Annotated in this window: 10 protein-coding genes; 6 read left to right on the forward strand and 4 right to left on the reverse strand. The window is 71.0% G+C overall.

Annotation, left to right across the window (positions count from 1 at the left end; all coding sequences use genetic code 11):
* The 4 genes from D452_RS29930 to D452_RS0124090 form a co-directional block, all read right to left on the reverse strand.
* A partial coding sequence (locus tag D452_RS29930; RefSeq protein ID WP_040694789.1) for a type II secretion system F family protein occupies positions 1 to 533 on the reverse strand: 533 nt, incomplete at its 3' end.
* The gene (locus D452_RS0124080; RefSeq protein ID WP_370446548.1) at positions 521 to 1,663 is read right to left on the reverse strand and encodes a TadA family conjugal transfer-associated ATPase; all 1,143 of its coding nucleotides are present in this window, start codon (positions 1,661 to 1,663) and stop codon (positions 521 to 523) included. The genes D452_RS0124080 and D452_RS29930, both read right to left, overlap by 13 nt.
* 71 nt (positions 1,664 to 1,734) lie before the next feature.
* On the reverse strand, positions 1,735 to 2,790 hold the full coding sequence (gene ssd / locus D452_RS0124085) for a septum site-determining protein Ssd (protein WP_017546696.1): 1,056 nt from the start codon (positions 2,788 to 2,790) through the stop codon (positions 1,735 to 1,737).
* A 961-nt stretch (positions 2,791 to 3,751) separates the two neighbouring features.
* The gene (locus tag D452_RS0124090; RefSeq protein WP_026129639.1) at positions 3,752 to 4,564 is read right to left on the reverse strand and encodes a Fic family protein; all 813 of its coding nucleotides are present in this window, start codon (positions 4,562 to 4,564) and stop codon (positions 3,752 to 3,754) included.
* 205 nt (positions 4,565 to 4,769) lie between these two features.
* Here D452_RS0124090 and acs point away from each other — a divergent pair, with 205 nt between their 5' ends.
* From acs to D452_RS0124125, 6 genes are all read left to right on the forward strand, one after another.
* The gene (acs, locus tag D452_RS0124095) at positions 4,770 to 6,740 is read left to right on the forward strand and encodes an acetate--CoA ligase (RefSeq protein ID WP_017546698.1); all 1,971 of its coding nucleotides are present in this window, start codon (positions 4,770 to 4,772) and stop codon (positions 6,738 to 6,740) included.
* A gap of 225 nt (positions 6,741 to 6,965) precedes the next feature.
* Positions 6,966 to 7,454: a phage holin family protein gene (locus tag D452_RS0124100; RefSeq protein WP_017546699.1), complete on the forward strand. Its 489-nt coding sequence runs from the start codon at positions 6,966 to 6,968 to the stop codon at positions 7,452 to 7,454.
* Positions 7,455 to 7,460: 6 nt separating this feature from the next.
* Positions 7,461 to 8,405: an alpha/beta fold hydrolase gene (locus D452_RS0124105; protein WP_017546700.1), complete on the forward strand. Its 945-nt coding sequence runs from the start codon at positions 7,461 to 7,463 to the stop codon at positions 8,403 to 8,405.
* Positions 8,406 to 8,412: 7 nt separating this feature from the next.
* Positions 8,413 to 8,928, forward strand: a complete 516-nt coding sequence (locus tag D452_RS0124110; protein ID WP_017546701.1) for a DUF309 domain-containing protein — start codon at positions 8,413 to 8,415, stop codon at positions 8,926 to 8,928.
* A 583-nt stretch (positions 8,929 to 9,511) separates the two neighbouring features.
* Entirely contained in the window at positions 9,512 to 11,938 is a 2,427-nt protein-coding gene (locus tag D452_RS0124115) for a sodium-translocating pyrophosphatase (RefSeq protein ID WP_017546702.1), read from the forward strand.
* A 337-nt stretch (positions 11,939 to 12,275) separates the two neighbouring features.
* A complete protein-coding gene (locus tag D452_RS0124125; RefSeq protein WP_017546704.1) occupies positions 12,276 to 12,761 on the forward strand; it encodes a SixA phosphatase family protein in 486 nt (161 codons plus the stop codon).
* Positions 12,762 to 12,976 lie beyond the last annotated feature (215 nt).

The raw sequence follows: 12,976 nt of genomic DNA on the forward strand, positions 1-12,976 counted from the left end.
CCGACCAGCGGCAACCCGGCCAGCACCAGGGCGGTGGTGCGCGGACCGGCGGTCCGCGCCCACACCTCGGCGCGCTGCTCCTCCCGTTCGGTCAGGCTCTCCGCCAGTTCGTCCACCACCCCGGCCAGCCCGGCGCCGGTCTCCGACGCCACCTCCCAGCAGGCCGCCACATAGGAGAGCGCCCACAGGTCCTCCTCCTGCTCGGCGGCCCTGCGGAGTGAGGCCACGTCCGACACCGCGCCCACCAGCGGACCCGTCTCCAGCACCGCGACCCGCAGAGCCGTCTCCGGGGGCTGCCCGGAGCGGAGCTCGACCGCCATCACCCGGCAGAGCTGGATCACCGCCCGCCGTCGCTCGGCTGCCTCCTCGCGGCGGGTGAGCAGGGCGCGGAGCGGTGCCAGGGAGGGCCGGGGGAGTGCACGGCGCGGGCGCCGTGGCACGAGGCCCGCCAACCGGTACCAGCCGGTGCGGGGCACGGACCAGGCCAGGGCGGCCGCCAGCGTCAACACCACGAGGAGGGTCACCGCATCCACCCCCGGCCCAGGCGGGCGGCCACCTCCTCAGCTCCGGGGTGCTCGTGTCTGCGCCCGTCCGCGGCGAAGGCCACCGCCGGTTCGGCCCGCACCAGTCCGGAGGGTTCCCGGCGCAGGACCCTCACCTCGGAGAGGCGGCGCCCGCAGTGGTCCCTCACCAGGTGGACCACCAGGACCCCGGTGGCGGCGAGCTGGCTGTGCACCGCGCCCCGGCCGAGCCCTGCGGCGCACCCCATCGCCTCGACGCGGGCGGGCACCTCACCGGCCCCGTTGGCGTGGAGCGTTCCCGCGCCGCCCCGGTGGCCGGTGTTGAGGGCTCCCAGCAAGGAAACGATCTCCGGGCCGCGCGCCTCACCGACCACCAGCCGGTCCGGGCGCATGCGCAGCCCCTGCCGGACCAGGGTCTCCAGTGAGACCTCCCCGCTGCCCTCGATGTTGGGCGGTCGGGTCTGGAGGCGCACCACGTGCGGGTGCTCGGGGCGCAGTTCGGGGGAGTCCTCGGCGAGCACGATCCGCTCCTCCGGGTCCACCAGCGACAACAGGGAGGAGAGCAGCGTGGTCTTCCCCGTCCCGGTGCCGCCGCTGACCAGGAAGGGCTCACGGTGGGAGACGAGGGCGCGCAGCAGGTCCGCGCCGGAGGCGGTGAGGGTTCCGCTGGCGGTCAGCTCCCGGAGGCCGAACACCCTCCGGGGAGGTATCCGCAGGGAGAGACAGGCCCCCTCGGGGGCGATCGGCGGCAGTACCGCGTGCAGTCGGGCCCCGTTGGGCAGACGGGCGTCCACGTAGGGTGCGGCCGCGTCCAGGCGGCGGCCCGCCTGGAAGGCGAGCCGCTGGGCGAGCCTGCGCACCTCGTCCTCGGACGTGAAGCGCACGTCCCGAACCCGGCGCAGCCCCTCTCCGGAGTCGACCCAGACCTGGTCCGGGCCGTTCACCAGGACGTCGGTGACGTCCGAGGTGAGCAGCTCCTCCAGGGGTCCGGCACCGGACAGGTCGGCGGCCAGCCGACGGGTCATCGCGAGCAGCTCGCGGTCGCCCAGGGCTCCGCCCTCGGAGCGGATCGCCGCGGCGACGTTGGACGGGGTGACCGGCGTACCGGACGCCACGAACCGGTCGCGGACCCGGTCCAGCACGCTGTTCACCTGAGGTGGGCCCTGTGTGGGCGGGGTCGGCGCGCGGTTGGTGAGTCGGCCCCAGACGGCGTTCACCGCGCCTCCCGTTCGGTGACGAGGGAGCCCACGACCTGGTCCGCGTAGCGCGCCAGCGGGGAACGGGGGTGCCGGGCGGGGACCTCGCCCACACGGAGCACCCGGGACAGTCCCGGTTCCGGTGGCAGGTCGGCGCCGAGCTCCACCCCGAGGGTTGTGGTGACCATCCCGGTGGAGAGGCCGCCCCGGGCACCCCGCACCACCGCCCGCACCCGTGTCGTCTCCTGCCGCAGGCGGTGGGTCATCCGCGCGGCGGACACCACCGAGTGCACGTCCGCCGGAACCACCACGAGCACGAGCGTGGAGTGGTTGAGGAAAACGGTGGTGCCGGGGTCGAAGCAGCGGGGCAGGTCCGTCACCACGAGGTCGGTGCCCCTGCGTGCGGACTCCAGGGCGGCCCGCGCGGCCCCGACCGGCAGCGGGTGCCCCTGTTCGGCGCCGTCGCTCCGCGCCCACGTGAGCACGTCCACCCGGCCGACCCTGGGAAGGCCGTCGCGCAGTGTCCGCCAGGGAACCCGGCCGCGCTGCCGGAGCAGGTCCGCCCATCCGGTCTGGGTCCGCGGGTCGGTGTGGTCGCAGCCCAGGTAGATGTCGGGCCCGCAGCCCAGAGGGTCGGCGTCGAGCAGGGCCGTGGCCAGGCCCGCCCGCTCACCGGCGAGGGACAGGGCGACCGACAGCAGGCTGGCTCCGGCGCCGCCCCGGCCGCCGACGACCGACACCACGGGAGCGGGGGAGCGGTCGGAGACGGAGGAGAACAGGTCAATGAGGGCCGACTCGTCCCTGGGCAGCAGGTAGACGCCTTCGCCGCGGGTGTCCCCGGTGCCGTGGGCGACCACCGCGACACGGGGGTGGGGCGGGGGTCCGGCCGCGCGCAGGGCGTGGTCCAGGTCGTGGCCGACCACGACGAGCGGGGAGCGGCCCCAGGCGCGCAGGGCCTGGTCGGGGTCGGGGGCGACGGTGACCTCGGTGGCGGCCGCGGCCGTCAGCCGGAGGAGGTCGTCGAGGAGGGCGGGGTCTGCGGTGGCGATCAGGGTGCGCTGCGGGACGTCCATCGGGCCTTCCGGGAAGGGAGGGAACCTGCCCTTTCGACCTTCGCCGAACCGGGGGCGCGGCGGAAGCCACCGATGCGGATCTGTGGATAACCCGGTGCGTTGTCGCGGAACGGTCGGGGGAGTGAGGAGGAGGCGGAGGCCGGAGGCTGCCCCACCCGGCGGGCGGGACACACGTACGGGGGCTGTCGTGTGTCCCGGCCCGTCAGGTGAGACGGAGCGGAGGACGTCGAGCGGACCCCACAGGGGGAACTGGGGGCCACTCGGTTCCGGCCTCGGGGGGACAGGCCGGAGTCCGCTCTCCGGGGAAGGGTCCGTCGGGAGCGCTGGCGTGAACGCACGGCACCCCGTGCGGGGTGTCCGGGTTCGTGCTTCTCGCGAGGAACGACGGCGACGCAGTTTCGCGGGCGCAATGTCCGTATTGGCGGCTTGTGTCCATAAAGACGGTAAGCTCGGATTTTTGGCCCGTCGCAGTCGACCCTTCGCGCAACTCCGGAACAGACGCTATCACGAGACACTGTCTATGGGATCGGGAATCCAACAGAGAAACTTCGTCCCGCCACCTTTTGGAAGAAGGGTCCTCGGTCTTGCAACAAAGGAGACGGGGCTCTGGGTCGTCCATGAGTGCGGGTTGAGAAGCCGTGTTCCACAGGCTCGCATAGGCCCTTCCCAGGTTTGTGGATGCTCTGTTTTCCCAGGTGGGGTCATATGTGGTGGCGCCTGCTAAGTCACTCCCGCCCATCAGAAACGGCACCCCGGACGGTCATCCGGAGTGCCGTTCGCATGCACGTGCATGTGCGTGAGCAATCAGGAAACATTCGCGCACGGTCAAGCGTGATCGAAACGAGACGCGTTCGCGCTACTGCTTGTTGGTAAATCAACTGAGTGGGTGAACTGCCGAATATCCGATGGCACTCCGGAGTGCGGTACGAACGAACACGGTTCGGTTCGACTCCGGCCGGGATCACCCGCGCTTGAGTGCCTCGCATGTGGCGAGGGAGTCCTGTGCACCGGCCCGCACCGCGCGGCAGCAGTACGCGACCCACGCGGCCACGCCCTCGGCGGTACCGGCCATGTACCCGCGCAGCGCCGGGGCGTACTCGTCCCTCAGCGTCTGGTGGCCCAGCTCGGACGTCACCAGGGACTTGGGGTCCAGGCCCCGCTCCACCAGGGTCAGCCGCTCGGCGGCGCGCGCCACCAGCCCGTCCCCCCAGCCGAACGGCCGGATCGCCATCAGCTCGCCGTGCACCAGCGCCGACGTCACCAGGGCCGGAACCCTCGTGCGCGCGCCCAGCAGCGCGTACAGGCCCTCAAGGCGAGCGGATGCCTCCGCCGCGCTCGGCGCCGGACCCAGGTCGAGCGGGTCCTCGACCCGCTCACCCTCCAAGCGGGGTCGACCCAGGGCGTCCTCGGACACCGCGTCCGCCGCAGCCAGAGTGTGCAGTCGCGCCAGCGCCTGCCGAGGGGCCTGGGGCCAGGTGTCCACCATCGTGCCCAGCTCACCGCCGATACGGAGCGCGCCCTTGATCCGGGTGTCGTACACGTGACCCTCGCGGATCTCGTCCATCGAGACCTCGGCGCCCTCCAAAGCGGCCGACGCGCACGCGCCCCGCAGGGAGGACTCCATGGACACGTCGCTGCTCCGACGGCGCAGGATGCGGTGTCCCAGCAGCCTGTCGACCAGGGTCCGCGTCTCGTTCACCGCGTCGCTCACCCCGGGGAGCCCGGCGATCCGGGACAGTGGGTCGGACAGGGATGCAGAAGTCGATTCGCTCACGGAAGCCAACACTACGCGTCGGTAACACCGTGCGCTCCACGGCCCTCACCGGTCCCACAGGGACCGCTCGTCGCGGACCGGTGACCGTTCGCCGACCGTTCGTCGCGCGCCCGCGCCGCGCCGCCGCTGGACGCGGACCCGGCTGTTCCCCCGGTATGGACCACATGATTAGTCTGGACCCAAAGCCAACGTAAGGAGAATCACAGTGGCCGACAGCACTCCCCCGAGCCAGGAGACACTGTCCAACCTTCTCCACGAGACCAGGAGTTTCCCGCCGCCGGCGGACCTCGCCGCGAACGCCAACGTCAAGGCGGACGCCTACGACGCGGCTGCCGGTGACCGCCTGGGCTTCTGGGAGGAGCAGGCCCGGAGGCTCCAGTGGGAGCGGACCTGGGACACCGTCCTGGACTGGAAGCCGCCCTACGCACAGTGGTTCGTCGGCGGCCAGATCAACGCCTCCGTCAACTGTCTGGACCGGCACGTGGAGGCCGGGATCGGCGACCGCGTCGCCCTCCAGTGGGAGGGGGAGCCCGGCGACAGCCGCGCCATCACCTACGCCGAGCTCAAGGACCAGGTGTGCCAGGCGGCCAACGCCCTCACCTCGCTCGGCGTGACCAAGGGCGACCGCGTCGCCATCTACATGCCGATGATCCCCGAGACCGTCGTGGCCATGCTCGCCTGCGCCCGCATCGGCGCCGTGCACATGGTCGTCTTCGGCGGCTTCTCCGTCGACGCTCTCGGCCAGCGCCTGGACGACAGCCAGGCCAAGCTCGTGATCACGGCGGACGGCGGCTACCGGCGCGGCAAGCCCAGCGCCCTCAAGCCCGCCGTCGACGGTGCCGTCGCCGACCGCCCCGCCGTCGAGAACGTCCTCGTCGTTCGCCGCACCGGCCAGGACGTCGAGTGGAACGAGCGCGACGTGTGGTGGCACGACGTCGTCGAGACCGCCAGCACCGAGCACGCCCCCGAGGCGCACGACGCCGAGCACCCGCTGTACATCATGTACACCAGCGGAACGACGGCGAAGCCCAAGGGCATCCTGCACACCACCGGCGGCTACCTCACGCAGGCCTCCTACACCCACTGGGCGGTCTTCGACCTCAAGCCGGAGACCGACGTCTACTGGTGCGCCGCCGACATCGGCTGGGTGACCGGCCACTCCTACATCGTCTACGGCCCGCTCTCCAACGCGGCCACCGTCGTCATGTACGAGGGCACCCCGGACACCCCGCACAAGGGCCGCTTCTGGGAGATCATCGAGAAGTACAAGGTCACCATCGCCTACATGGCGCCCACGGCGATCCGCACCTTCATGAAGTGGGGCGACGAGATCCCCGCCAAGTACGACCTGTCGAGCCTCCGGGTCATCGGCTCGGTCGGCGAGCCCATCAACCCCGAGGCCTACATGTGGTACCGGGAGAACATCGGCGGCGGCAGCACCCCGGTCGTCGACACCTGGTGGCAGACAGAGACGGGCGCGATCATGGTCAGCCCGCTGCCCGGCGTGACCTCCGGCAAGCCCGGAGCGGCCATGCGCGCCATCCCGGGCGTCGTCGCGGACGTCGTGGACGAGCACGGCGAGTCCGTCCCGGACGGTGAGGGCGGCTTCATCGTCATCCGCGAGCCGTGGCCGGCCATGCTGCGCGGCATCTGGGGCGACGACCAGCGTTACAAGGACACCTACTGGTCGCGCTTCGAGGGCCTCTACTTCCCGGGTGACGGGGCCAAGAAGGACGAGGACGGCGACATGTGGCTGCTCGGCCGCGTGGACGACGTCATGCTCGTCTCCGGCCACAACATCTCCACCACCGAGGTGGAGTCGGCCCTGGTCTCCCACCCGAAGGTCGCCGAGGCGGCCGTCGTGGGCGCCGTCGACAAGGTGACCGGCCAGGCCATCGTCGGCTTCGTCATCCTGCGCGGCGGTGCCGAGGAGGTCCCGGCGGACCTGGTGCAGGAACTGCGCAACCACGTCGGCAGCTCGCTCGGCCCCATCGCCAAGCCGGCCCGGCTCCTCGCCGTTCCCGAGCTGCCCAAGACCCGTTCCGGCAAGATCATGCGCCGCCTGCTGCGCGACATCGCCGAGGAGCGCGAGGTCGGTGACACCTCGACCCTCACCGACTCCTCGATCATGGACGTGATCGCCAAGCAGCTGCCCTCCGCCAAGAAGGGCGACTGAACGGCCTGACCGACCGACGCCGCGCGGCCCCGCCGCGCCCCCGGTCCGGCCCGGACACCACGGCGCCCCGCCCCTTCCGAAGGGACGGGGCGCCGTTCCCGCTCACCCACGTGACGAAACCGAAGCCCCGGGTTTTGCGTGCCGTGAGAGACACGGGTGGGAGGGCATGTGCGAGGATGCGGAGGATCATCCGCGTGTACGGACCGAGAGAAGGGAACCCCCACGATGGTGGACAAGCCGGGTACCGGTCGACCTGGCACTGCCAGCGACTCCGACCGTTCCATCGGTGAGCTGGTCTCCGACGCCACCGACAACCTCTCCCGCATCGTGCGGCTGGAGCTCAGGCTCGCCAAGCTCGAGGCCAAGGCCGACGCGACCAGGATCGGCAAGAGCGTCGGCGAGTTCGGGGCCGCGGCCTTCGTCCTCCACCTCGTCCTGATCCTGTTCTCGGTCACCGCGGGACTCTTCCTCGCCGAGGTCGCCGGGTGGGCCTTCTGGCTCTCCTTCCTGACCGTCACCGGCTTCTACCTGCTGATCGCCGCCGTCCTCATCCTGGTCGCCGTGATCAACCTGCGCCGCCGCCAGGGCCTGGCCCGCACGGCGCTCACCACCTCCCGGCTCATGGGCATCCTGCGCGGCGAGATCCGTCCGCCCAGGGACGGGTCGGTCGAGGCCGCCTCGGACAGCGAGGCGCCCGAACCCGCCGGCCGTTAGTCGCCGGTGCTGGACGACTCGGCCGCCTACGTCGACGGCCCCTGGTCCCACCGGACGGTCAGTGCCGCCGGCGCCCGGTTCCACGTGGCCGAACTCGGGGAGGGCCCCCTGGTCCTCCTCCTGCACGGGTTCCCCCAGTTCTGGTGGGCCTGGCGCGCCCAGCTGACCGGCCTGGCCGAGGCCGGGTACCGCGCCGTCGCGGTCGACCTGCGCGGTTACGGAGCCAGCGACAAGACACCGCGCGGTTACGACCTCGTGGGATTGGCCCAGGACATGGCGAGCCTGGTGCGCGCGCTCGGAGCGGCGAACGCCGCCGTGGTCGGCCACGGGGTCGGCGGACTGGTGGGCTGGACCCTGACCGCCCACCACCCCGGTGCGGTCCGTGCCCTGGCGGCGGTGTCCGCGCCCCACCCACGCCGCGCCGCACGTGTCCTGTTCTCCGGAGGTCCGGGCACCACGCACATGCTCCGCGCCCAGGTACCGGTCCTGCCCGAGCACCGCCTCCTCGCAGACGGCTGCGTCCGGGTGGGCGAACTGCTGGACTCCTGGTCCGCCCCCGGCTGGCCGGACCGGGAGACGGAGGAGCGCTACCGCCTCGCGTTCGCCATACCGAAGGTCTCGCACTGCTCGCTGGAGTACCACCGTTGGATCTTCCGCTCGCGGTTCCGCGCGGACGGGTTCAGGTACGCGATGAGCATGCGCCACCCGGTGCGCGTCCCCGTCCTCCAGCTGCACGGAGCCCTGGACCCGGTGTGCCCGCCCGGGACGGCACGCGCCTCCGGGAAGTTCGTGCGAGGCCCCTTCCGGTGGGTGGAGGTGCCGGAGGCCGGACACTTTCCGCACGAGGAGCGCCCGCTCGAAGTGGAACGCGCTCTCGTAGGGTGGTTGCGGGAAGTCGACGGTGGGCTCGGCGTCGCCGGTGAACGGGGCGTCGACGGCGAACGGCGGTGAGGAACGTATGACCAGGAGATCTCGGCCCGGGGCCGACGGCGTCCGCGATCGCAACGAGTCCGGGCAGGCGCAGAACCAGCGCCCGCGTGATCGCTACGGCCGTCCGATGCCGCACGGCAGCGTCGGTGAGGTCGACCGGGTGCCCGACGACGCGGAGTTCACCGTGGAGGAGGGCGTCGCGGAGGCGCAGCTCCTGCTGGACGGCGGATTCGCGTTCACCGCCCACGAGGTTCTCGAAGCGGTCTGGAAGTCCGCGCCGGAACCGGAGCGGGAGCTGTGGCGGGGCCTCGCGCAGACGGCCGTCGGCGTCACCCACGCCCAGCGCGGCAACAGGGTGGGCGCCGCCCGGCTGCTCAGGCGCGGTGCGGACCGCGTGGAGGCCTTCGGGCCTGAGGCGCCCCACGGTGTCGACGTGGCCGGGGTGGCCGCGTTCGCCCGGGGGCTGGCCGACGACCTCGACTCCGGCAGGGCGACCTCGGGGGACGGGATCGACCCCTCGGGGATGCGGTTGCTCCGAGCGTAGTTCCGTTCGGACCGAAACCCCTTTCTCCGCCTTTCACAGAGGCGGGTCCGCTGCCCCGTGTCAGTGATCCGTGCGCGAACTGGGGGATCGATGTTGTGCGCGGGGCTGATGGGTGGGATGAGGCCAAAGGGACAACTTCCCTGTTCCTGGCTTTATGCGTACTTTAACGTTAACATCGAGTTAACGTGTTATGCGAGGCTATGCAAGCCCAATAATGTCGCTAAAGGCATTTATCCGATTCCCAGGATCACCGTGAGATCACATCTTTAATCTCTCTTGGGCAAATGCCGAACCGGCTCTCTGCTTTATTCCCTTCCGTGCGTAGAATCCCCGGATCACCGTCCGCGCGTGCGTGACTGCGGGCGGCGTTCACCACACAGGAAGGTGGCACCGCTTCGACCCCGGCAAGCGTGCCGTCGAGCCAGTTCAGGAGCCTTACGGACGGCGGTACGTCCACGGCGGTGCGCGGCACCGGAGCCCACACGGCCCGACGTCCCGCGCGCCTTCGACAAGGGGCCGAAAAGGACGTGCCCGTCTCAAGGAGGACGGATTGTCTGGGCTCAACCTCGCCACAGGAAGTGGCATGGCACTGGCACTGGAGGGTCGGGACCTCACACTCGTCATCCTCGTCATGGTGGTCGCGCTTTTGGCGCTCGCCGTCGCGGGGATGCTGGTTCGTGAGGTACTCGCCGCCGGCCAGGGCACCGAGCGAATGCGCAACATCGCGGTCGCGGTACAGGAAGGAGCCGCGGCCTATCTGAAACGGCAGTTCCGCACCCTCGCGGTGTTCGTCGTCGCCATTCCCCTTCTCCTGCTGCTGCTCCCGGCCGACACATGGGCCATCGCGGTCGGCCGGTCGGTCTTCTTCGCCCTCGGCGCGCTGCTCTCGGCCGCCACCGGGTTCATCGGCATGTGGCTCGCGGTACGCGGCAACGTCCGGGTGGCGGCCGCCGCCCGGGGAGGAACGGAGAGCGACAACCACACCGCCATGCGGATCGCCTTCCGCACCGGCGGCGTCGCGGGCATGATCACCGTGGGCCTCGGCCTGTTCGGTGCCGCGCTCGTCGTCCTCCTCTACCGGGGAGACGCCCCCATCGTCCTGGAGGGCTTCGGCTTCGGCGCCGCCCTCCTCGCGATGTTCATGCGTGTCGGCGGCGGCATCTTCACCAAGGCCGCCGACGTCGGCGCCGACCTCGTCGGCAAGGTCGAACAGGGCATCCCCGAGGACGACCCGCGCAACGCGGCCACCATCGCGGACAACGTCGGTGACAACGTCGGCGACTGCGCCGGCATGGCGGCCGACCTCTTCGAGTCCTACGCCGTGGTGCTGGTCGCCTCGCTCATCCTCGGTCGCGTCGCCTTCGGCACCGAGGGCCTGGTCTTCCCGCTGCTGGTCCCGATGATCGGTGTCCTCACCGCCATCATCGGCATCTTCATCGTGGCGCCCAGGACCCGGGACCGGAGCGCGATGACCGCGATCAACCGGGGCTTCTTCATCTCCGCCGCGATCTCCGCCGTCCTGGTCACGGCCACCGCCTTCTGGTACCTGCCCAGCAGCTTCGAGCAGATGTCCGGGGTCAGCGACACCGTCCTGCAGGAGATCTCCGACGCCGGGACCAACCCCGACCCCAGGTTCATCGCGGTCGCGGCCGTCCTCATCGGCCTCGTGCTCGCCGCCGCCATCCAACTGCTCACCGGCTACTTCACCGAGACCGACAAGCGTCCGGTCAGGGACATCGGGGAGAGCTCGCAGACCGGTGCGGCCACCGTCATCCTCTCCGGCATCTCCGTCGGCCTGGAGTCGGCCGTCTACTCGGCTCTGCTCATCGCCGGCGCCGTGTACGCCGCCTTCCTGCTGGGCGGCGGGTCCATCACCCTGAGCCTGTTCGCCGTCGCCCTCGCGGGCACGGGCCTGCTCACCACGGTCGGCATCATCGTCGCGATGGACACCTTCGGCCCGGTCTCCGACAACGCCCAGGGCATCGCCGAGATGTCCGGGGACGTCGAGGGCAAGGGTGCCGAGATCCTCACCGGCCTCGACGCCGTCGGCAACACCACCAAGGCCATCACCAAGGGCATCGCGATCGCTACGGCGGTCCTGGCCGCCACCGCCCTCTTCGGTGCCTTCCGCACCTCGGTCCAGGAACGCCTCGGGGACACGGAGGTCTTCTCCCTCTCCCTGGACCAGCCCGACGTCCTCGTCGGGGTCATCATCGGCGCCAGCGTCGTGTTCTTCTTCTCCGGTCTGGCGATCATGGCCGTCGGCCGCGCCGCCCAGCGCGTGGTCCTTGAGGTGCGCAACCAGTTCCGCACCCGCCCGGGGATCATGGACGGTACGGAGAAGCCCGAGTACGCCCGGGTGGTCGACATCTGCACGAAGGACTCGCTGCGGGAGCTGGTCACCCCCGGCCTCCTCGCGGTCCTGGCGCCCATCGCGGTCGGCTTCGCCTTCGGGTACGCCCCGCTCGGCGCCTTCCTGGGCGGCGCGATCGCCGCGGGCGTGCTGATGGCGGTGTTCCTGTCCAACTCGGGCGGCGCCTGGGACAACGCCAAGAAGCTCGTGGAGGACGGCCACCACGGTGGCAAGGGTTCCGCCGCCCACGAGGCGACCGTCATCGGCGACACGGTCGGCGACCCCTTCAAGGACACCGCCGGACCGGCCATCAACCCGCTGCTCAAGGTGATGAACCTCGTCGCCCTGATCGTCGCGCCCAGCGTGGTGATCTACGCGGACAACGTCGCCCTGCGGGTGGCGGTCACCGTGGTCGCGGTCGGCGTGCTGGTCGGCGCCGTCCTGTGGTCGAAGAACCGGGGGTCGGGCACCGAGACCGACCTCGCCGAGACCAGCGGGGCCTCCGCCCCCAAGGGTGCCCCGGAGGCCGGAGACGGATCCGTCTCCGGTGGCGGGGACCAGGGCGCGGACGCCGTGAGTGGTGACGTCGCCGACCCGGCCGACGAAGACGGCGGACACAGGGAGGAGGCCCGGGCGGGGGAGACCAACCAGGGCTGAGACCCGGACCGGAGCACCTGACCGGACCCCTCCCCCACTGCAAACGCGGGGTGGGAAGACGGACGGGGGCGAGGCCGGTCCGAAGCGATGACGCGGCCGTCCGGGGAGACCCGGGCGGCCGCGCCGCGTCCTGGGGTGAGGGCGCGGCACCGGTCCGCAGGGGCGCACCTAACCTGAGGGAACGCGTCCGTGCGGTACCCGGCGGAGCGGTCAGACAACAGGGGTAGCCGGAGTCGAAGGAGTTGGCCTTGTCCGGGATGAAGGGTTTGTTGGTCATCGTGGGGGCGATGGTGGGCTTCATGGCCCTGCTCGCCATCGTCGCGACGGTGTTGACGCCATGAGCCGCACACTGCTGCTCATGCGCCACGCACAGGCGGAGGACGGTCACGGGGGCACCGACCACGAGCGCGCGCTCACCGATCTGGGCAGGGAACAGGCACGGCGGGCGGGAGTGCTGCTCGCCGAGCTCGGGCACGCCCCGGACCACGTGATCTGCTCGACGGCCAGGCGCACCCGGCAGACACTCGACGGAGTCCTCGGAGCCATGGACCCGACAAGAGGGGGCGGGGCCGCCGTCGACTACTCGGAGGCCGCCTACCTCGCAGGGGTCGACCAGCTCCTGGAGTTGGTCAACCAGGCGGACGCGGACGCCGGCACGCTCCTGGTGGTCGGGCACAACCCGACCATCGCCCAGGTGGCCGCGTCCTTCGTGGGCCCCGAGGCCCTCATGGCGTATTCCCCGGGGACGGTGGCGGCGGTGTCACTGGAGGTGGAGTGGTTGTACGCGGCGCCGGGAACGGGCGGCGGGAGCATCCTCAACTGATGTGACCCGGGTCATGCGGAGAACCGTTTGCGCGACACCGGGCCGAGGGGTAATGTTCTCCGAGTCGCCTCCGACCGGCCCAAGGTCGCAAGGGGGATCAGGATCTTCTCGATCGAAACGAACACGGGTTCTCCGTGGGCGTGATCGGATCTTCGAGTCAGACAATCTCCGAAACACACCGGTTCGAGCACTGCTCGGGCCATGTAAACTCGGAG

The sequence above is a fragment of the Nocardiopsis prasina DSM 43845 genome, assembly GCF_000341265.1.
Classification (GTDB): domain Bacteria; phylum Actinomycetota; class Actinomycetes; order Streptosporangiales; family Streptosporangiaceae; genus Nocardiopsis; species Nocardiopsis prasina.